The organism is Burkholderia sp. KBS0801, assembly GCF_005937855.2.
Classification (GTDB): domain Bacteria; phylum Pseudomonadota; class Gammaproteobacteria; order Burkholderiales; family Burkholderiaceae; genus Burkholderia; species Burkholderia ambifaria.
Genome location: NZ_CP042178.1, coordinates 865,899 through 886,341, shown reverse-complemented (window position 1 = coordinate 886,341; position 20,443 = coordinate 865,899). Strand labels below are relative to the sequence as shown.

General features: G+C 68.6%; 19 protein-coding genes. 3 read left to right on the top strand and 16 right to left on the bottom strand.

What is annotated here, in order from left to right; all coding sequences use genetic code 11:
- Nucleotides 1–8 precede the first annotated feature (8 nt).
- From sctT to FFI87_RS20800, 13 genes are all read right to left on the bottom strand, one after another.
- Complete coding sequence (gene sctT / locus FFI87_RS20860) at nucleotides 9–818, bottom strand: type III secretion system export apparatus subunit SctT (protein ID WP_006754499.1); 810 nt, start codon at nucleotides 816–818, stop codon at nucleotides 9–11.
- Nucleotides 812–1,501 carry a hypothetical protein gene (locus FFI87_RS20855; RefSeq protein WP_138849262.1) on the bottom strand — a complete coding sequence of 230 codons (690 nt, stop codon included), beginning with the start codon at nucleotides 1,499–1,501 and terminating at the stop codon, nucleotides 812–814. Before FFI87_RS20855 ends, sctT begins: the two co-directional genes overlap by 7 nt.
- On the bottom strand, nucleotides 1,494–2,879 hold the full coding sequence (gene sctN / locus FFI87_RS20850) for a type III secretion system ATPase SctN (protein ID WP_138849264.1): 1,386 nt from the start codon (nucleotides 2,877–2,879) through the stop codon (nucleotides 1,494–1,496). The genes FFI87_RS20855 and sctN overlap by 8 nt, the downstream gene beginning before the upstream one ends.
- Complete coding sequence (gene sctL, locus FFI87_RS20845) at nucleotides 2,876–3,505, bottom strand: type III secretion system stator protein SctL (protein ID WP_012366489.1); 630 nt, start codon at nucleotides 3,503–3,505, stop codon at nucleotides 2,876–2,878. Before sctL ends, sctN begins: the two co-directional genes overlap by 4 nt.
- Complete coding sequence (locus FFI87_RS20840) at nucleotides 3,487–4,227, bottom strand: SctK family type III secretion system sorting platform protein (protein WP_138849266.1); 741 nt, start codon at nucleotides 4,225–4,227, stop codon at nucleotides 3,487–3,489. The genes sctL and FFI87_RS20840 overlap by 19 nt, the downstream gene beginning before the upstream one ends.
- Entirely contained in the window at nucleotides 4,224–5,111 is an 888-nt protein-coding gene (sctJ, locus tag FFI87_RS20835) for a type III secretion system inner membrane ring lipoprotein SctJ (RefSeq protein ID WP_041491499.1), read from the bottom strand. Before sctJ ends, FFI87_RS20840 begins: the two co-directional genes overlap by 4 nt.
- 123 nt (nucleotides 5,112–5,234) lie before the next feature.
- The gene (locus tag FFI87_RS20830; protein ID WP_138849268.1) at nucleotides 5,235–5,717 is read right to left on the bottom strand and encodes a hypothetical protein; all 483 of its coding nucleotides are present in this window, start codon (nucleotides 5,715–5,717) and stop codon (nucleotides 5,235–5,237) included.
- 124 nt (nucleotides 5,718–5,841) lie between these two features.
- On the bottom strand, nucleotides 5,842–6,063 hold the full coding sequence (locus FFI87_RS20825) for a hypothetical protein (RefSeq protein ID WP_012366493.1): 222 nt from the start codon (nucleotides 6,061–6,063) through the stop codon (nucleotides 5,842–5,844).
- A gap of 148 nt (nucleotides 6,064–6,211) precedes the next feature.
- On the bottom strand, nucleotides 6,212–7,570 hold the full coding sequence (gene sctD / locus FFI87_RS20820) for a type III secretion system inner membrane ring subunit SctD (RefSeq protein WP_138849270.1): 1,359 nt from the start codon (nucleotides 7,568–7,570) through the stop codon (nucleotides 6,212–6,214).
- Nucleotides 7,551–9,587 carry a type III secretion system outer membrane ring subunit SctC gene (sctC, locus tag FFI87_RS20815; RefSeq protein WP_138849272.1) on the bottom strand — a complete coding sequence of 679 codons (2,037 nt, stop codon included), beginning with the start codon at nucleotides 9,585–9,587 and terminating at the stop codon, nucleotides 7,551–7,553. Before sctC ends, sctD begins: the two co-directional genes overlap by 20 nt.
- The gene (gene sctS / locus FFI87_RS20810) at nucleotides 9,587–9,865 is read right to left on the bottom strand and encodes a type III secretion system export apparatus subunit SctS (protein WP_006751731.1); all 279 of its coding nucleotides are present in this window, start codon (nucleotides 9,863–9,865) and stop codon (nucleotides 9,587–9,589) included. The genes sctC and sctS overlap by 1 nt, the downstream gene beginning before the upstream one ends.
- Entirely contained in the window at nucleotides 9,862–12,066 is a 2,205-nt protein-coding gene (gene sctV / locus FFI87_RS20805) for a type III secretion system export apparatus subunit SctV (protein WP_138849274.1), read from the bottom strand. Before sctV ends, sctS begins: the two co-directional genes overlap by 4 nt.
- A 238-nt stretch (nucleotides 12,067–12,304) precedes the next feature.
- Nucleotides 12,305–13,138, bottom strand: a complete 834-nt coding sequence (locus FFI87_RS20800) for a helix-turn-helix transcriptional regulator (protein WP_012366497.1) — start codon at nucleotides 13,136–13,138, stop codon at nucleotides 12,305–12,307.
- A 280-nt stretch (nucleotides 13,139–13,418) separates the two neighbouring features.
- Between FFI87_RS20800 and FFI87_RS20795 the strand changes: the two genes are divergently transcribed.
- Nucleotides 13,419–14,324 carry a helix-turn-helix transcriptional regulator gene (locus tag FFI87_RS20795; RefSeq protein WP_012366498.1) on the top strand — a complete coding sequence of 302 codons (906 nt, stop codon included), beginning with the start codon at nucleotides 13,419–13,421 and terminating at the stop codon, nucleotides 14,322–14,324.
- Between the two features lie 78 nt (nucleotides 14,325–14,402).
- On the opposite strand, the gene FFI87_RS20790 is transcribed toward FFI87_RS20795, so the two are convergent.
- Together FFI87_RS20790 and FFI87_RS34545 are read right to left on the bottom strand one after the other, a co-directional pair.
- Nucleotides 14,403–16,049: an NRAMP family divalent metal transporter gene (locus tag FFI87_RS20790; protein ID WP_138849276.1), complete on the bottom strand. Its 1,647-nt coding sequence runs from the start codon at nucleotides 16,047–16,049 to the stop codon at nucleotides 14,403–14,405.
- Between the two features lie 101 nt (nucleotides 16,050–16,150).
- Nucleotides 16,151–16,288: a hypothetical protein gene (locus FFI87_RS34545; RefSeq protein WP_186381752.1), complete on the bottom strand. Its 138-nt coding sequence runs from the start codon at nucleotides 16,286–16,288 to the stop codon at nucleotides 16,151–16,153.
- 1,064 nt (nucleotides 16,289–17,352) lie between these two features.
- On the opposite strand from FFI87_RS34545, the gene FFI87_RS20785 reads away from it, so the two are divergent.
- A complete protein-coding gene (locus FFI87_RS20785; protein WP_138849278.1) occupies nucleotides 17,353–17,625 on the top strand; it encodes a hypothetical protein in 273 nt (90 codons plus the stop codon).
- A gap of 128 nt (nucleotides 17,626–17,753) precedes the next feature.
- Here the strand turns inward: FFI87_RS20785 and FFI87_RS20780 are convergent, their stop codons facing one another.
- On the bottom strand, nucleotides 17,754–18,806 hold the full coding sequence (locus FFI87_RS20780; RefSeq protein WP_138849280.1) for an RNA-guided endonuclease InsQ/TnpB family protein: 1,053 nt from the start codon (nucleotides 18,804–18,806) through the stop codon (nucleotides 17,754–17,756).
- A 119-nt stretch (nucleotides 18,807–18,925) separates the two neighbouring features.
- Here FFI87_RS20780 and FFI87_RS20775 point away from each other — a divergent pair, with 119 nt between their 5' ends.
- Nucleotides 18,926–20,410: a carbohydrate porin gene (locus FFI87_RS20775; protein WP_138849281.1), complete on the top strand. Its 1,485-nt coding sequence runs from the start codon at nucleotides 18,926–18,928 to the stop codon at nucleotides 20,408–20,410.
- Nucleotides 20,411–20,443: the final 33 nt, after the last annotated feature.

The following is a 20,443-nucleotide window of genomic DNA, read 5'->3' as shown; positions in this document are numbered from 1 at the left end:
GCGGCCCGTCACGCGCCGCCGTGCGCGGCGAACAGCGCACGCAGCAGCGCCATCAACCCGCTGTCGGGGCTCAGCAGCGCATGCAGCGACGCGTACACCACCGGCAGGAACAGCACCATCATCAGCACCGCGAGCGCGCTCTTCACCGGCTGCGCGAACACGAAGATGTTCAGCTGCGGCACCGCGCGGCCGACCAGGCCGATGCCTAGCTCGACGAGCACCAGCACGATGATCACCGGTGCGGCGAGCTTCACCATCCATTCGAAGATCGTGTCGGTCTGCCGCACGACGAAGGTCTCCAGCATCGACGAGAAGTCCGGGCCGAGCGAGCCGATCGGCCACCACGCATACGACTGCGCGAACAGCTGCACGAGCACCTGCAGGCCGCCCGCCGTCACGAACAGCGCGATCGCGACGAAATTGAGGAATCCCGACGTCGGGCCGCCTTCGTGCCCGCCCATCGGATCGAAGAACGCGGCGCTGCCGCTGCCGGTCTGGAAATCGATCAGGTAGCCGACGCCCTGGATCGCGAACAGCACCGCGCTGAACGCACCCGCGAGCAGCATGCCGACCACCGCCTCCTTCGCGACAAGCAGGCACCACATCAGGAACGGCAGCGCGGCGACCTGCGCCGGGTCGATCACCGGCGCGACGAACGCCGCGATCACGACCGCGATCCCGTTGCGCACGAGGCCCGTGATGATCTGCTCGTTGAACACCGGCACGACGAACATGATCGGCAGCAGGCGCGGCATCACGTAGAGCAACGGGCGCAGCGTGCCGGCGATGTCGTTGAAGTTCGCCGCGTGGTCTAGCATCGGCGCTCCGCGGCCGTGGGGGCGGTGTCGTCGGCGGGGGCGGCAGAGTCGGCCGAATCGACCGAATCGCTCGCCTCGGCCGCGTCGGTTGCCTCTGCCTCCGCATCCGCCGGTCGCGACCTCATCTGCGCATCGAACACGGCGGCCATGTCCGGCTGCCCCGCCGCGTGGCTCTCCGCGTCGCCCGCCCACACGCCGGCCGTCGCGAAGCGCCGCACCGCGTGCGCATCCGCGACTTCGTCGGCATCGCGCTCGACCCGCGCCGCGCGGGCCTGCAGCGCCTTCTCGCCAGCCTTGTCGAGCTTGTCCTCGGCGGCCTTCGCCTTGCGCGCGGCGCGCTGCAGGTCGGCGAGCGTCGCCTCGTGATCGCGATGCACGTGCGTGGCCTCGCTGACCGACGCGTTCGCGACGCCGATATGACGGTCGAACGTGCGCGTGTCGGCCGCCGCGTTCTGCAGCGCGCGCGCCTCGCGCACGTCGTCGGCGAGCCGGGTCTGGATCGCGGCCTTCGCGGCGACCTGCTGCGCGAGCTGGGCCTGCGCGGCGTCGAGCGCGCGACGGCTCTGCGCGGCGATGCCCTGCTGGCGCGCGGCCGCGACGCGCGCGATCTGGCTACGCATCTCGCGCACGCGCTTCAGGCGTGCGAGCGTCGCGAGCACGAGGCGGTCGTCGGCTTCAGACATGGTCGTTCGCGAGTTTCGTCAGCTTTGCGAGCAGCGCGTCGAAGCGCACATCCTCGTGCGAACCCTGCGCGCAGAACGCACCGATCGCATCGCGCGCGCGCAGCGCCAGATCGCCGAGCCGGTCGCTGCCTTCGCGATACTCGCCGATCTGCACGAGCAGCTCGATTTCCTGATACTTGGCGATCAACTCGCGCACACGCGCGGCCGACTGCTGATGCGCGCGGCTCGCGACGAGCGGCATCACGCGCGACAGGCTCGCGAGCACGTCGATCGCCGGATAGCGGTTCGCGAGCGCGATCTTGCGCGACAGCACGATGTGGCCGTCGAGGATCGAGCGCACTTCCTCGGCGATCGGATCGGATTCCTCATCGCCTTCGACGAGCACCGTGTACAGCGCGGTGATCGAACCCGTCGCGCCCTGCCCCGCGCGTTCGAGCAGGCGCGGCAGCACGGCGAACGTCGACGGCGGAAAGCTGCGCCGTGTTGGCGGCTCGCCGCTCGCCAGGCCGACCTCGCGCTGCGCGCGCGCGAAGCGCGTGAGCGAGTCGACCAGCAGCAGCACGCGCTTGCCCGCATCGCGGAAATGCTCGGCGATCGCGGTCGCGACCAGCGCGGATTTCACACGCTCCATCGCCGGACGATCGGACGTGGACACGACGACGATCGAGCGCGCGCGCACCTCGGGCGACAGGCTGTGCTCGATGAACTCGCGCACTTCGCGGCCGCGTTCGCCGACCAGCGCGATCACGTTCACGTCGGCCTGCGCGCCGCGCGCGATCATTCCGAGCAGCGTGCTCTTGCCGACGCCCGACGGCGCGAAGATGCCGACGCGCTGGCCGATGCCGAGCGTCATCAGGCCGTCGATCACGCGCACGCCGGTCGGAAACGGCGTGTCGATCATCTTGCGCGCGAGTGGATTGGGCGGGTCCTGCTGCGTCGAGACCCACGCGGCGCCCGTCACCGGCCCGCGATCGTCGAGCGGCCGGCCGAGCCCGTCGAGCACGCGGCCGAACAGCGCTTCGCCGACCGGAAACACATGCTCGCGGCCCGACGGCACGACGGTCGTCTCCGGAGACAGGCCGGCCACGTCGCCGAGCGGCGTGAGCAAGGTGGTCTGCCGCGAGAAACCGACCACTTCGGCGAGCAGCGTCGGCTGGTTCGGCGTGCGCAGCTCGCAGATCTCGCCGAGCCGCGCGCGGATGCCGGTCGCGTTGAGGATCTGTCCGACCGCATGATTGACGCGGCCCTGCACCGACACCGGCGAGAAGAACGCGAGCCCCGCATCGAAGTCGCCGACGAGGCGGCCGCGATCGAACGGCGCCGCATCGTCGTCACCATCGCCACCGAACGGCTGCGGATCGTCGAGCGGCCCATTCATCGCGTCGTGCCCTTCAGCGCGTCGCGGCGGATCGCCTGGCGCAGCGCGTCGATCTGCAGGTCGAGGCTCGCGTCGATGCGTCCGGACGGCGTCTCGACCGTGCACGCGTGACGTTCGAGCTGCGCATCCTCGACGATGCGGATCCGTTGCCGGTTCGACTGGCCGGCGAACGCGCGCTCGAGCGCGTCGCGCATCTCGTCCTGCCGGCCTGGCGCGACCCGCACGATCAGGAATGCTTCGTCGCGCACGAGCGGCGCGATCCGCGCGAGCGCGGCCTCGTACAGCTTCTGCGTGGGCATCTCGCCGACGATCGCGCGCACGGCCTTCACGACGATATCGGCCATCGAATCCTTCATCGACTCCATCGTGCGCGCGGCGGCCAGCGCCTGCGTATAGGTCTGCGCCGCATGCTCGCGCTGCGCGCGGCGCATGCCTTCGTCGTAGCCGGCCGCCTGGCGCTTGTCGAACTCGCGCTGCGCGTCGGCGACGATGCGCGCGGCTTCGTCGCGCGCGGTCGCGATCACCGCGGATGCATCGAGCAGCGCCGCGTATTCGCGCTCCTTGAGCACCTTGCGCTCCGACAGCAGCTGCAGGTTGTCGCTCGTGATCAGAAAAGCCAGTCCCATGACGCAAGCCTCTCGGGAATCAGAAACAGGAACAGCAATTCGCCGAACTGGTCGCGCTGCGCGCGGTTCAGCCAGTACGGCGCCTCGTCATCGATCGCGCGGTTGAATTTCAGGCGCACGCGCCGCGCGACCGCGTCGCCGGCCACGCCGATGAAATCCGCGAGCAACCGGCCGCCGCGCGCCCGGATCACGACCGGCAGCACGGCCGGATCGGCACGCCACGGTTCGAGCGTTTCCGCGAGCGCGCCGAATTCCGGCGCGCGCTCGAGCGCGAGCTCCAGCGCATCGCCGCCGAGCTTCGCCGCGACCTCCGCGCGGATGCGGCGCACGGTCAGCGCGTCGCGCAGCCAGTCGCGATGCAGCAGCAGCCCCGCATACGACGCGAGCTGCTCGAGCGCCGCACCGGGCAGCAGCGCGAGCCGCGCGCACGGATTGGCGACGTCGAAGTCGTGGTGCGCGGCCACGCCGTTCGCGTCGAGCAGGTGGCGGGCAAGCAGCTTGCGGCCGGCCGGGCCGAACGCGTCGGGCGAGCGATAGCGCGCGGGCCACTCGGCCGGCACGCGCGTCACGTGCAGATAGCGGTCGGGCCGCAGGTTGAATTCGCAGACGAGCGCGTGAAACGCCGCGCGCCGCCCGGCAGGCGGCGGCGCGATCGGGTGCAGCCACGGCAGCGACGCGGCGTCGGGCGTGACGCCCGGCGGCAACGCCTGAGGCTCGCTCATGCGCCGTCGCGCGCGCCGTCCGGCGTGCGCAGGCTGCCGCCGCCCGACTGCGCGGCCCCGCCGCCGGCCCCGTTCGCGCCGCGCGGCGTGCCGACCAGCCCGGCCAGCCGGGCGCCGAACATTCCGCGCCGCGCGGCCGACAGCGCGATCACCGCGCAGGTCAGCAGGATCAGCGCGAACACCAGCCAGCCCAGCGGCGAGCGCAGCCGCAGGATGTCCGATACCGCGCTGCCGATGCCGTCCACGCGCGTCGTGCGCGCGGCGGCCGGCTGCAGGAACAGCGATACGTTGTCGTACTGCAGCCCCTCGATGCTGTGCGCGACGAGATCCTTGACCATCGGCGCCATCGCGCGAAGGTCCACGCCGGGCCGGTAGCGGATGTACACGGCCGCCGACGACGGCTTGATCTTGTCCGCGAGCGGATCGTTCTCCGGAATCACGACCTGCACGCGTGCGACCACCACGCCCTCGATGTCCTGCAACGTGCGCGACAGATCCTGCGACACGCCGTACAGATAGCGCACGCGCTCCTCGGCCGGCGTCGAGACGAGCCCCTGCTTCTGGAACAGCTCGCCGAGGCTCGCATAGCTCGGCTTCGGCAGCCCGTTCGCCTGCAGCACGGTCAGCGCCGACTGCATGTCGCCGTCCGCGACGCTCACGAGCCACGCGTTGCGATCCGACGTGTCACGCGCGTCGTTATCCTTCGACGCGCTGATGCCCGCGTCGCCGAGCACGGCGACCATCTGGTTCGCGTCGCGCTCCGACAGGCCGGAGTAAAGCTCCTTCTGGCAGCCGGCCAGCAGCGCGAGCAGCCCCGCGAGCAGCGCACGCGCCGCCCGGCTGCGCCACGCATGCATGCGCGGCGTCGAATCGATCGTCGTCATCGTTTGTCCACTTCAGGGCGCGCGGCCCGTTTCAGGCACACGCACCTCAGGATCGTCCCATGCCTCGCGCCCGGCCCGTCCGGCGGCCGGCGCAAGCCCGTCACGAGCAGGAACGGATCCCGGTCACTCCTGCGTCTTCAGCACCGTGTGCGTGAAGCCGTTCGCCGCCTGCGCGACCGACAGGCTCAACTGGTATTCGGAAATCGTGGTGGTCGCCGTCCACTGGAAATCCATCGCCTGCACCATCGTCATCAACGGATCGCGGCGGTTGTCCGCCATCGACGTCAGCATCTCGGTGCGATGCTTGTCGATGTTCGCGTACCGCGTGTCGAGATCGTTGCCATACGTGCGCAACCGCTCGACGAGCGACGAATGGTTCGCCTGCGCGGGCGTCGCGGGCGTCATCTGCACCGCCGGCGCCGCATCGGCCGATACGCGCGACATCGCGACGCCCGATGCCGACGGCGACGCCGCGGCCGCGCCCGGCTGCATCAACGTATCGAACTGGCGCACCTGCGCCGGATCGGACGCCGTGCCCGCCTGCTGAACGGCCCCCGCCAGCGCGGCCGCGCCCGGCGGCGCCGCGCCTACGCCTGTTACCGACATGATCGTGTCCTCCTTGACCGGCAGAGCCGGCAATAAGCCGGCCGGCACGCACCCACGCCCCACCGGGCGCCCGACACGGGCGGCCCCGGCATGTGGCGTCGCGCGGCACGGCCGGCGACCGGCGTCATGCGCGGCCGGCGGAACTCAGGTGTTGCGCAACCTGGGCGTTCGCCGTCCCTTCCTGCGCGGTCACTGCGTTGCTGGTTTCGAACGTCGCGGTCGACTGCTGAACCTGGAAGTTGATCTTCGTCAGTTCGAGCTGCGTCTTGGTCAGGTCGTCCGCCTGTTGCTGGACTTGCTGCGTGTTGTCTGCACCACCCGTACTACCCGCTGCCGAGGCACCCATGATTCGCTCCTTTACGTGATGAACATCACCCACTTTCCGACGCGGCCCCATGCCCCGCCGGCACCGTGACGCGCCGCTCGTGTGCGGCGCGTCGCGTCCTGCGCGCACCGCGCGATACGCGATGCGCCTGTCATGTCCCGTCGCGGCGCTAGTGCGCCGCCCCTTTCAATGCGCCGGCGGCCGCGACGGACGCGCCTGCCGGTGCCGCCGGCGCATCCGGCAACAGCGTCGGCCCCGGCACCGGCTGCGCGACCCCGGCCGCCGCACCGCTCGCGAGCGGCGGCACGGGCGGCGCCGGCGCCTGCGCGGGCGCGCTCGCGGACGAGCCGCCGAGCGGCATCGTGATGCGCTGCCCGTTGCGCTCGAACACCACTTCGTCGGGCCCGATCGACACGACCGTCGGCCCTTCCTTCAGCCGCGCGCCTTCGAAATAGCGGCTGCCGTCGACGGTCTCGATATAACGCTGGTCGCCGTCACCCGCGAAGACCGTCGTGATCTCCGGAATCCCGGCGACACCGCCGAGCGTCGTCGCGGTGCGCGGCGCGGCCGCATCGGCGTCGCGCACGTGGTCGACCACCTCCAGCGCCGGGCGTGCATCCTTCATGTAGTTGCGGATGCGCGGCTCGATCTGCGCGCGCTCGGCCGCCCCCGTCAATTCGATCCGGCCGCGGCCGAGATAGGTGACCGTCAGCGCCGTGTCGCTGAAATACGTCTGCGCGGTCGCGACGAGATCGCTCACGACGTAGATGTTGCCGAGCGCCGCGTTGTCGACGCCCGCGACGATCTGCGCGACGCGCTCGCGCGCGGCCGCATCGCTCACGTAGCCCGACACGATCACGCCGTCGTCGCGCGGCGCGACGGCGAGTTCCGGATACGCATGCAGCTGCTGCTGCAGCCGGTGCGTGCGCGCGAGCACCGATTCGTGCTGCCACGGCAGGCGCCCCGACCACGCGACGAAGCCGTAGCCGAGCGCGCCGAGCAACACGCCGATCCACAACGCGACGAGCGCGATCACGAGCCGCCGGCTGCCAAGGCGGCGCAGGCCACCGGTGAGCCAGCCGAGCCATGCGGCCTCGCGCGCGGCGTCCGGCGCGTCGGCCTCGTCGGGCACCGCGACGCTCGCCTGCGCGTGACGCGCGATGCCGAGCTTGATGGAACCGACCGTCACGACGTCCTGCGGCGTCATCGAGCGGCGGCCGGCGCCGAGCGGCTCGTCGTTGAACAGCACCGGCGCGCCGCCGTCGCCGCCGTGGTTCTGCACGGTCACCGCAAGCGCGCCGACCTGCAGGCATACCTGTTTCGCGCCGATCTCGCGATCGGGCAGGATCACTTCGCAATCGGCCGCGGTGCCGACCCAGTTCGCGCCGCGCGCGAGCGACATCGTGCGGCCGTACATCGGCCCGCTGAGAAAGCACAGGTTCCACGGCGACGCGAGTGCGGCCGCCCCGCCCGCCGCGCCGCCGGGCACCGTGCCGTCGCCGTGCGGCTCAATGATGGTCGTCGACATGGGTAGGCGCTCCTGCGGTCGTCGCCACGGGCCGCGACACCGCATCCGACGGCGGCGGCAGCGCGGGCGGGCCGAACTTCGTACCGGGCAGCGGCGCGGGCGTCAGCGGCACCGCGATGTCGTTGTCCGGCGGGCGATACATCGACGCGCCGCTCGGATCGGCCGGCCCGTCCGCGCCCGGGTTCACGGGCGAGCCGTCCGGCGCGTACATCGACGCGGTCGTCACCACGCGCGGCGTCAGCAGGTAGAACCGCTCCATGTGGTTGCCCGACTTGTCGGTGTACTTGAACAGGTTGCCGATCAGCGGAATGTCCGACAGCCACGGTACGCCGCTCTTGTTCAGCCGCACCTCGTCGTCGTTGAAGCCCGCGATCAGCAGGCTCTTGCCTTCGTCGATCATCGTCTTGGTGACGATGTTGCGCTGCTGGATCACCGGCACGTTCGACACCGCCTGCCCCGGCACGATGTTGCCGTCCTGGATGTCGATCGACATCATCACGCTCTGCGGATTACCCGACACGGCCGCCGCATTGCGGATCGCCTCGTCGACGATCATCGGCGTCACCTTGATGCTGGTGCCGGTCGTCACGCTGTACAGCGACGAATCCTGGTAGCCCTGCACCTGCACGTAGAACTGCGTGAGGTTCTCGAGAATGGCCTCGGTGTTGTCGAGCGCGAGCACCTTCGGCTTCGAGCGCAGCTGCGCCTGCCCTTTCTGGGCGAGCGCGTTCACGCGCGTGAGCAGGTAGTTGCGCAGCGAGCCGCCGATCGATGCGGTGAGCGCGATGCCGGTCGGCAGGAAGGCGCCGGTCTGCCCGGTTTCGGAGGTGCCAATGCCGAACGTCAGCGGCGGGTTGCCGGCGCCGTTGTACTGCGTGTTGCCGTTCAGCGGGTTCTGGCCGTTGCCGATCTGCACATCGCCGTGCGTCGTGTGCAGGCGCCAGTCGATCCCGAGGCTGTCGAGCGAATCCTCGTTGATGTCGATGATCGTCACGTTGATCTCGACGATGCGCGGCCGCTCGTCGAGCTGGTTGATCAGCGACTGGTAGCGGTACATGTTCTCCGGCAGGTCGCGCACGATCACCGCGTTGATCGCCGGATCGGCGACGATCTGCGGCAGCGTGTCGCCGCCCGCGTTCGAGAACGGCGAGAAGCCGCCGGCCGCGCCGTCGGCGCCGCCATAGCTGCCCTGGCGCGCGCCGCCGGAAATGTCCGGGAAGTCGAGCCGCGGCACCGCGATCGTCAGCCCCGAGCCGAGCTTCACCTGGCGCGCGGCCTGCCCGAGCGGCGTGCTCGACGGCGGCTCGTTCGTGCCGCCGCCCTTGCCGAACAGCCGGCGCAGGATCGTCGCGACGCCCGGCACCGTCACTTCCTTGCCCGAGCGGTTGATCGTGAAATCGGACGCCCAGCCGTACCTGAGCCGGAACGCGCGGATGTCCGCATGCGCGCCGTTCGCCGACGGATCGCCGACCGAGCCGACCGCCTGGCGCACGAGTTCGACATAGCGGCGCGGGCCGGCCACGTACACGCTGTTCGCGCGGTCGTTGATCACGAGCGTGTAGCGCTTGTCGGGAATCTGCATCGCCTGCAGCGAGCGGCCGATCTCGCCGGCCGCGTTCGGCGGGATCGGAATCATCTGCGTCTGCGACTGGTCGGCCGGATCGACGTACAGGAACGAGCCGTCGTAGTACCACGTGAGCCCGTAGGTCGAGCAGATCGTATCGAGCGTCTGCTGCGGCGTGCCCGAGAAGCGGCCGCTGATGACACCGTCCACCTTCGGGTCGACCACGGCCGTCACGCCCTGCGACGACGCGAGCTCGCGAATGAAGTCGCCGATCTTCTTGCCGTTCGCGACGATCGTGAACGGCTTGTTGCGCCAGCGCAGGTCGGCCGCGCGCGCCGGCTGCGCGATCGTCATGCACAGCGACGCCGTGAGCAGCGCGGTCGCGCACATGGCGAGCGCAACCCGTTGCAGGCGGCGCGGTTGAAACCGGATCGGGGCGACGCGTTGACGCATCAAAGCACTCCTGTGGAAGAAACGAACATGCGTTCAAGCGCCTGCTGCGCGAAGCGCAGCACCTCGCTGCCGAGCCAGCCCGACAGCAGCACCAGCGCGACCATCACGGCGATCAGCCGCACCGCGATGCCGATGTTGGCGTCCTGCACCTGCGTGACCGCCTGCAGGATCGCGACGACGAGGCCGGTAACGGTCGCGATCAGCACGATCGGCAGCGACAGCAGCAGCACCAGCATCAGCGCCTGCCGCGTCAGGTCGAGGATCGTCGAGCTCGTCATTGCACGACTCCGGGCGCGCGCACGCCGGCGCCCGCGCCGAGCGTGCCGTCGTCGGGCGGGTTCTTCACCCAGCCGACCGTATGGAGCTGCACGTCTTCCTCGACCTCCTGGTACGACAGCACCGCGAGATCGGGCAGCACCGGCTGGAGGATCGTCTTCACGTAGCGGCGCGCGCCGAGCGCGACCATCACCGCGAGCCGCGGCGCACCCTGCGGGTTGCCGTGGCCGCCGGCGCCGCTCGCCTGCGCGGCCTGCACGATCGCGCGCACCTGCTCGCCGATGTCCTGCTTGATCGCGCTCGACAGCGCGAGGAAATTGCCTTGCTTGGTGCGCATCACCGCGTTCTCGATCCGCTCCTGCAGGTTCTGCTCGAACAGCACGACGCGCAGCTGGCGCGCCGAGCCCGCATGGCGATCGGTAATCATCCGGCGCAGGTCGACGCGCACCAGCTCGACCAGCGCGATCACGTCGTCCGGTTCGTTCGGCGCCCACGTGATCAGGCTCTCGAAGATCACGCGCAGGTTGCGGATCGGCACCTGTTCGGCGAGCAGCCGGCGCAGCACCTCGGTCACGCGCTGCAGCGGCACGAGCCGCGTCAGTTCGCCGACCAGTTCGGGGTGCTCGCGGCGCACCAGGTGCACGAGCGCCTGCGTCTCCTGGATGCCGAGCAGCTCGTCCGCGTGCTGGCGCACGATCTGCTCGACGTGCGCGGCGAGCGCGCCTTCGCTCGTCAGCCACTTGCCGTCCGGCGCCGGGCCGTCGGGCTTGATCCACAGCGCGGTCGCGAACGGGCCGAAGGCCTCGGCCGGCTGGCGCTCCGCGCGCTCCGGCAGCGGCGCGACGCCGTCCCACAGCAGCCAGCCCGGCTTCAGCGCGCCATGCGCGGCGAGCACGTCCTGAAGATAGATCCGGTAGGTACTGGCCGGCGCGCCCTCGTCGTCGTTCAGCGTGATGCGCGGAAACACCGTGCCGATGTCCGCATCGACGCGCGCCTTCGCGCTCGACAGCGCGGTCTGCAGCTGCGCGAGATTCAGCGTCGTGCGCAGGTCGTCCGACAGCGACACCGCGATCAGCGACGTGACGCCCGCCGCATGCGACACCTTCGCGGGCTGGCCATCGTCGGTCGCGCCGATGCGTCCGGCGATATGAATCAGGTTGAAGCTCGGCGCGGTCGTCTTGCGCTTCAACTGCGTGACGGCGAACGCGCCGAGGCCGAGCGCGATCAACGCGAACGACCATTTCGGGAAACCGGGTACGACGAGAAAGCCCGCGAGCACGAGCGCCGCGATCAGCAGCGCACGCGGATGCGCGCCGAGCTGCTCGCCCAGCTGTTCGCCGAGCTGGCGCTGGCGCGTGTCGCGCGTCGCGACGCGCGTCGTCACGATGCCGGCCGCGATCGACACCAGCAGCGACGGAATCTGCGACGCCATCCCGTCGCCGACCGTCAGGATCGCGTAACGCTGCAGCGCCTCGCCGATATCCATGCCGTGCATCAGCGTGCCAACCGCGATCCCCGCGACGATGTTGATGAACGCGATCACGAGGCCGGCGATCGCGTCGCCCTTCACGAACTTCATCGCGCCGTCCATCGCGCCGTGCATCTGCGATTCCTGCTCGAGCTTCTCGCGGCGCTCGCGCGCTTCGTCTGCACTGATGATGCCCGCGCGCAGGTCGGCATCGATGCTCATCTGCTTGCCCGGCATCGCGTCGAGCGAGAAGCGCGCGCCGACTTCGGCGACCCGTTCGGAGCCCTTCGCGATCACGATGAACTGCACGACGGCGATCACGAGGAACACCACGCCGCCCACCACGACGTTGTTGCCGACCACGAGCCGCCCGAACGCGTCGATCACGTGGCCCGCGTTCGCGTGCAGCAGGATCAGCTTGCACGACGCGATGTTCAGCGCGAGCCGGAACAGCGTGGTGAACAGCAGCAGCGCGGGAAACGACGAAAAGCTGACCGCCGACGGCACGTAGGTCGACACCGTCAGCAGCACGACGCTCGCCGCGAGGTTCAGCGAGATCATCCCGTCGAGCGCGGCCTGCGGCAGCGGCAGGATGAACAGCGCGACCACCGACACGATGAAGCCGGCGAGAAACAGGTCGGCGCGCGGCGACGCCCCGAGGCGCCGCCCGGACACGCTGCGGCCGGCGGAAAAGATCCGCTGCCAGTCGCGAGGGAGCGCCTTCGGTTCTGCCATCGTGCCGTCGTCCTGTCGTTGTTGCCGGCGGGCGCGGGCCGTCATGCCCCGCGTCGCTCGGACCGTTGAATGGGACGAGTGTAGCGACGGGAAACCGCGTGAAAAGGGACGCGCCTCGTAGCGTCGCGGCGGTTTTCCGGCAACGATCGGATCGGACTACGAAACCCGGTGGCGCGTGCGGTGGCCCGTCGTCGGAACCGCTTCCATCGCGCGGCGGGCGCCGCGCGCACGGAAGGGGTCAGGACTGCAGACGGCGCGCGGCGAGGTACGCGAGCTGCGCGCGGTTCTGGACGTTGAAGAGTTTTTCGAGTGAGCGGATATGGTGACCGACCTTGTGCAGCGACGTGCGCAACGCGCTGGCGATCTCCTGGTCGGACAGCCCGTGCACGAGGCGCTCGAGCACCTGCTGCTGCTCGTCGCCGAGCGCGAAGCCGCGCATGCGCGCGATGCGCGCCTCGAGAAACGGCAGCGCGATGCGGTGCACGGCAAGACTCACCGACAGCGCGCCGCCGATCACGCGATCGTCGATCCACTCGGTGCCGTGGGCTTCCGACGTGACGTTCACCGCGACGCGCAGGTCGAGCCGCGGCGCCGACAGGCTGAAGATCACGCCGCTGTTCATTGCGTGCGCACGCAAATGGCCGGCCAGCGCGAGCACCTTGCGGTCGCCACTGCCCTGCGCGGCCGACTCGATCTCGTCGAGCCGCCACGCGACCGGAAAGCCGCTCTGCCGCACCTCGGCGAAACGCGGGTCGCTCTCGTAGAGCATGCCGTCGATATACGGCTGCATGAACGTCGCGGGCGCGAGGTCGCGCAGCAGATGCGCGCACAGGATGCGCCGCCCGATCATCTCGTAGGCGCCGTAGCCGAGCGTGCTGAAACCGATTTGCCGCAATCGCGCATGGCATTGGGCGAAGTCGACGAGACTCAGGTCGGACTTACCGGGCGCGATTTGAATACCGGTAAAAACGTCGCGCTCGAATGCATGAATTTCTTTCGAATAAGCGGCAGCGGCCGCGATATCGGCTTGCGAAAACCACTCGACGCGTGGCGCGTCGTCAGCATATGTCATGAGCAGCCCACCCCTTCCCAATATGTGAACGTGCCCCGTCACTACCTGGTCTTTTCTTTATGATTTTCTGGTTGTCTCTATACGGGTGCGGATATGAACCTTTCGTCCGCATTAGTATTACGGCATATTACGCGCACACAGGCATTTTTGTACAATGCCCCCGCGTTTCGTCTGGATGACGATCGGCGCATATCATAAAGATGCTCGATCGCACCGTCGCGAGCGCCGTGCACGACACGGCCGCCGCAACGCGATGCGCGTCGATTCCGAGGGATGGCTCATGTCCGATATTGCATTGCAAGAAGAAGCGGTCGCCCCAACCGTACCCCGTTCGCCCCGGCGGACGGTGGCCTGCGCCGACGCGTCGAGAGAGCGCCCGGTGCAGGTCGTCTGGTGCGATGACTTGAAGCGCGGCGACATCACGCAGCCGCATGCGCCGAAGCTCGGCGTCGCCGATACGCTCGCGAACGCGCAGAGCACGGCGGAACGCAACCGGATCGTCGCCAGCCTGCTGCACCTGACGGGCTTCTCGACGTTCGCGTACTTCGCGCTCGAATTCTCGCGCGAGCGCGTCGAAAGTCTCTACCTGCACGAGGCGTTCACGCCGAACACCTACCGTGGCGACTACGTGCGGCACAACCACCACGACATCGATCCGCGCACGCTCGACGCGCGCGTGTGCAACATGCCGATCGTGTGGGACCTGCAGCAGCTGCGCCGCGAACACCGAGAGCGCGACAGCGGCCCGTGCGTGACGCCCGCCGCGCTCGACGGTTTCCTGCAGACGATGCAGGACGACGGGATGTGCAGCGGCATCATGTATTCGATGGCCGTGCCCGGCACGCGGCTGCACGCGTTCATGAGCTTCACCGCACCGCGCCGCACGCGCGAGTGGATCACGCCGGCGACGATCGAGCAGGCGCTGTCGATCGGACTGTCGGTGCACAAGTTCGCGTCGCCGCAACTGATCGCGACGTCGCGCGAGCGCGCGGTCAACGGGCTCACGCCGTTCGAGCAGGAACTGCTGCTGGGTATCGCGGAAGGCGCATCCGACAAGGAGATCGGCCGGCGCCTCGACACCAGCGCGCACAACGTCGACTATCACCTGCGCAAGCTGCGCAAGCGCTTCGGCGTCGCAAACCGGATCCAGCTCACGTACCTCACGTCGAAGCTCGAGCTGATCTGACGCGCTGCCCGCACATGCAACATGCCGGCCTCGCGGGCCGGCATGTTGCATGTGCTGAAGCGAGGATGACGCGCGCCGCTACTTCATCAGCGTCATCTGCACGACCTTGACGATCACGAGACCGACCGCGACCACCAGATAGCCGCGCAGCACGGCCATCCACACACGCGTCGCGACCGTCATCTTCTGCGGCTCGAGCGAGTCGAGCGGCGGCATGCGCCACGTGTCGCGCGCCGCACGATCGATGCCCGGCTCGACGACGCGCTTGTTGCGGCGGATCAGCACCGTCGCGAGATAGCCGGCGATCGCGAGCACCGTGCCGCCGACCAGCACGTCGACGATCGCTTCGCCGCTGATGTCCGGATACATCACCGACGCGGTCAGGATGATCGACAGCAGCACGAGCACCCAGATCACCGCGCCCGTAAACACGTTGAGCTTCGTCGAGTTGACCCACGGGCCGAGGACCTGGCGGTCGTTGCAGAGCACGAGCAGGAACACCGTCGCGCTCGGCAGCAGCACGCCCGCGAGCGTCTGCACCGCTTCGGTCAACAGGCCGAGCGGGCTGCCCGGGATCAGCACGAGCGCGGCAGCAGCCGCGACGATCCCGAAGTAGACGAGATAGAAGCCCTTCGCATCGGACACGCCGCGATGCAGCGAATGACGGATCTTGAACACGTCGCCGATCGCGTATGCCGTCGACAGCGACACCGCCGCCGCGCCGATGATGCACGCGTCGAGCAGCGCGACCGCGAACAGCGTCGCGCCCGTGCGGCCCGCATACTTCTCGAGGCCCGCGATCACGCCGCCCGCGTCGGTGAAATTGCCGGCTTCCGGATGGCCGCCGAACAGCGCGGCGCTGAAGCCGATCATCGCGACCGCGCCGATCAGCACGAACGCGATGCCGATCCACAGGTCGACCTTCTCGTACTTCATGAAGCGCGGCGTGATGCGCTTGTCGATCACGTAGCTCTGCTGAAAGAACAGCTGCCACGGCGCGACCGTCGTGCCGACGATGCCGATCACGAGCAGCATCACGTCGGACAGCTTCGCGTGCGCGGGCCAGGTCGGCACGAAGAAGTCGCGCGACATCTGCGACACCGGCGGGTGGATCGACACGAGCACCGGCACGAGCAGCAGGCTCAGCACGCACAGCACGATCGCGAACCGCTCGAAGCGCCGGAAGTCGCCGGTACTCACCGCGGCCATCGTCAGCGCGGCCGCCACGCACACGCCCGCAACCTTCGGGAGCCCGAAGAAAGCCAGCACGAACGTGATGCCGATGAACTCGGTGACGATCGTCAGCGCATTGAGCAGGAACAGGTCGATCACGCTGAACGCACCCCAGAACCGGCCGAAGCGCTCGAAGATCAGGCGCGCATGGCCGACGCGCGTGACCGCGCCGAGGCGCAGCACCATTTCCTGGTTCACGTACAGCACGGGCACCAGCAGCAGCAGCGTCCACAGCAGCGTCGTGCCGTAGTTCTGGCCGGCCTGCGTGTAGGTGCCGAATGCGCCCGCGTCGTTGTCGCCGACCATCACGATCAGGCCGGGGCCGATGATCGCGAGCAGCGTGCGCAGCCGCGCCCACCACGTGCGCCGCGCGGCGGTGTCGTGATGCGCGATCGTGCCGAGGGCACCGCGGATGTCGCCCAGATGGGCTTCGTCGAGCACGGCGCTGCGCTCGACGGCGATCGGTGGAGAGACGTTGGATGGCGTGGACATGATGAATTCCGTACGGCTGGTTTTTTATCCGGCCAAGCGTGTGGCCTTGGCATACGCGCGCGGAACGGCCCACGTGCGCATGCCGAGACGCGCTCGGTGCGTCAGTGGAACAACGACTTGAGTTGGTTCAACAACCGGGAGAACACCCGCGGACGGGCGTCGAACGTCAGCATCGCGTCGTAGTGCGAACGCGATTGCGTGACTTGCGGAAGATTCGACAGCAGAAGGCCGAAGTTCATGGTCTGGCTCCGGGCGGCGACGGCATGCGTGCCGGCCGCGTGGTGGGCGCGGGGCCAGTCCGGGGCCTGAACGACGTGTCAGGCTAGTCGGCCGGCATGTCCCTGCGACCCGGGTTCAAAAGGGTCTGTTGACGCAACGGGCATAAGGGACAACTGTCACTGTCGTTCATGGCGGCTCCTGTGCGGTGTTCCGGAAAACACGGTTGACCGCCGTCCGACGCGCCGACCGCGGTTCGGCTGCATGCGAAACGCATGCGCGAACGCGGCCGCGCACCAGGCGGCGGCGAATCCGGATCGCGCATGCGCAAAGGCATCACGCTGACCGGCGCGAATCAGGGTGCACGTAGGGGGTTACTGCGAAATACTGCTGCGCGCACCGTTTGCCTGGGGGACAAACGGCGGCTTCGATGAGGCGCGGACGTCGGTCGCTCAGGCGGAAATTTCGTTCGAAGATCGACTACTGCAGGCGTCCAAGGCGGCGGCCCCAAGAGTGAAGATGCCGGATTCTATGGACCGGCCGAAACGGAAGTCAACCCTCTGCCATCCCGTTCGGGGAATATTTTTTCCGGCACCGGACGCTGAAAGATTTGCGCCCGGAATGGCGCGCCGCAACCTTTCAACGCACGGGCCGGCGCGTGCCTCCGATGCGTGCGAGCAACAGTCCCCACAAGCGGGCGGCGGGCGGCTGTAGCGCGCGCCGCCCGGGCCGCACCCGCCGCTGCGACACTGCGGCGATGTGCGTAAAGCCGACGTTTTTTGCTTGCACCGCACCAAAACGCGCGACTACAATCCGCTCCGGATCATCAAGGGAGTCCCTCCGTGGACACATGCTCTAGTTGTAGTTCGATGCCGGCTCAGGCCGGCCAAGCCATCGCGAGATAGCAGCCGGACGCATGTCCTTCGCCGCTAGCTCGCTTCGTCGGGTTAGCGCGCTTCCTCCCGGACCGGCCTCGCCGGTTCGTCAGTCGCACGCTCCGTTACGTTCCAACCGCCGATCGCAGGCCGCGTCGTGCCTGCGCTCGATCACGTCGTCCGGTATGCTCCGGACCGGACGGAGGTACGCCATGTTCTTTCAATCGCTCGCCGCAAAACTCAAGCGGCGCCTGCACGTCACGTGCGATCGCCTGTCGGTTTCACCGCTTGCCGAAGCGCTTGCCGAAGCGCTCGGCAACCGGCGCGGCAGCGCGCTCGCGCATAGGCCGGCGGCCCCGCGCCCGCTCGACTGCATGCTGGCCGGCGCGATGGCGGCCGCCGTCGCGCTCGTCGTGTTGCTCTGCACGGCCGCGTCGCGCCTCGGCTTCACCCAGGCATGGCGTATCGGCGGCTGGCTGCCGTAATGGGCAGCGCGGCGCTGCGCGGCCGTGTGCCCATGCGCCGCCCGCACACATGCGATCGCCTCACGCCGCCCTCTGTCCAGCCCGACCCAGCACTCGAATAACGGAACACACTTGACGTCCTCACCCGCCTAAAGGCGGGTGATTCCCACACCTGGCGATGCACGTCCGCATCGGAGAATGTTCAGCGCAGCGTTGGTATCTCGATCATGCACGACACCACATCCACTGCAGGCCCACTCTCTTATTCGCAGTCCCGCGATACCTTTCGGCCGCGTCGTGCTGTCTTTCGATCCGCACGACGAACAGGACTGGGTAGAACCGCTTTCGTCGACTTCCTCGAACGTGGCCCCGTGCGCGATCGCCTTGTAACGGAGCTTGTTTCGGAAGGACGACCAGGACGCGTCGTAGACGCTCTTCGCCATCCTGGTTCTGGCGAGCTTCGCGGCCGACACGTTGCCGACCGCGATGTAATCGAAACGCCGCACCAGATCGAGCGCGAGCTTATGCTGGAAATCGGCACGGGCATTCGCGACCTTGGCGTGCAGCTTCGCGATATGCCGCTTGTGCTTTCGCGCCCGTTGCGCTTTCGCCAGCTTTTCCGTCGCGCGTCGACCGAACTGGTCATTGGGCAGCTTCTCGCCGGTCGAAAGTGTGGCGAAGTCTTTCAGGCCGAGATCGATGCCGACACCGGAACGGATCGGGCGGACCTGAACATCGGGCATCTCGATCACGATGTTGAGAAACCAGTTGCCACGCGCATCCTGCGCAAAGTTGGTCCCATCCTTGATCTTGCCTTCGGGAAGCGCCCGGCTGTTGAACACGCGGAAGGTGTTGCCGGCGAAACGGAACGCGTCACCCTCGCGCTTCAGGTCACGCCCCTTCAGCGGCACCCAGCCCAGCGATTTCCTGCCGCGATAGCGCAGGTAGGGCCGACGGTGCTGACTGCGCGACTTCGCATATTGCTCGCACGTCGCGTTGATCGTGCCGGAGTGGATGCCGAGCGCCTTGCTGCTCCCCGTCGTCAGCACGTTCAGATCGAATCCCGTCGGCCACTTCTTGCTCCACTTAAGCGCGTGCTTCTGCGTGTCGTTGCAGAAGTTCCAGACGTAGTTCACCGCACGGCTCTGCTTGTTGAGCAGTCCGTTGAGCGACTTCACGCGGTAGCGGTAGACAAGAATCATGCCGGTGATCCTAACCCGTGGAAGAAGCTGCCTGTCAACAGCACTCCTTTCCCTCCCGCCATCCGCCCCGAAGGAAGTCCCCTTGGGGGAAATGGCGGGATTTCTCGGAGCAAATTCTGATGAAGAATCGTTTCGAACCCGCGCGCACGCGCCGTCTCGATGCGCTCACGGCGCTGCTCCTGTCGCTCGCCGCCGCACCCGCGTTCGCGCAATCGGCGTCGCCAGCCGCTGCCGAATCGACGGCCGGCGCCACCGCCAGCGACACCGCCCCCGCCCAGCCCGCCGATGCCGCCACGCCCGCCCCCACCGGCTTCTGGGACCGTTCGAACCTGTTCGGCAACATGGGCGGCCTGCGCGACGTGCTCGGCGACCACGGCGTCACGCTGAGCCTGCAGGAAACCAGCGAATACCTGTACAACACCGCGGGCGGCACGAATCGCGGCGGCGCGTACCAGGGCGTCACGCAATTCGGCTTCAACGTCGATACGGAGAAGGCGATCGGGCTGCCGGGCGGCACGTTCAACGTGTCGGGGCTGCAGATCCACGGCACCAACCTCACGCAGCGCTACCTGCAGACGCTGCAGACCGCGACCGGCATCGAGGCGAATTCGACCACGCGGCTGTGGGAGCTCTGGTACCAGCAGGCGTTTCTCGACGGCAAGGCCGACGTGAAGGTCGGCCAGCAGAGCGTCGACCAGGAGTTCATGGTGAGCCAGTACGCGGCGACGTTCATGAACGCGACGTTCGGCTGGCCCGTTCTGCCGGCGACCGACCTGCCGGCCGGCGGCCCCGCGTATCCGCTGTCGTCGCTCGGCGTGCGGCTGCGCGTGAAACCGGCCGACGCGTGGACCGCGATGGTCGGCGTGTTCGACGGCAACCCGGCCGGCCGCAGCGACGGCGACGCCCAGTCGCTGAACGCGCACGGCACCAACTTCAACCTGCGCAGCGGCGCGTTCGTGATCGGCGAACTCCAGTACGCGCTGAACGCGCCGCCCGCGGATCCGAAGGCGCCGCAACCGGCCGGCCTGCCTGGCACGTACAAGCTCGGCTTCTGGTATCAGTCGCAGCACGCGAACGATCCGCGCTTCGGCACCGACGGGCTGTCGCTCGCGAATCCCGACAGCAAGGGGATCGCCGCCACGCATCGCGGCAACTACGGCTTCTATGCGGTCGCGGATCAGATGGTGTGGCGGCCGTCGGCCGACAGCCCCCGCTCGGTCGGCGTGTTCGCGCGTGTGATGGGCTCGCCGGGCGATCGCAACGTCGTCGATTTCGCGGCGAATGCCGGCATCACGCTGAAGGCGCCGTTCGCCGGACGCGACAACGATACGGCCGGCATCGCGATCGGCTACGCGAAGATCGGCTCGCACGCGCGTGGGCTCGACGGCGACACCGGCGCCTACACGACGCCCGGCTATCCGGTGCGCCGCGCGGAAACGGTGATCGAGGCGACCTATCAGTACCAGGTCACGCCGTGGTGGCAGTTGCAGGCCGACCTGCAGCACTTCTTCCGGCCGGGCGGCGGCATCCCGAACCCGAACGCGGCCGGCGCGCGCATCGGCGACGAAACGGTGGTCGGCGTGCGCACGACGATCACGTTCTGACGCACCGTGCATGCGACACGGGCCGGACTGCCG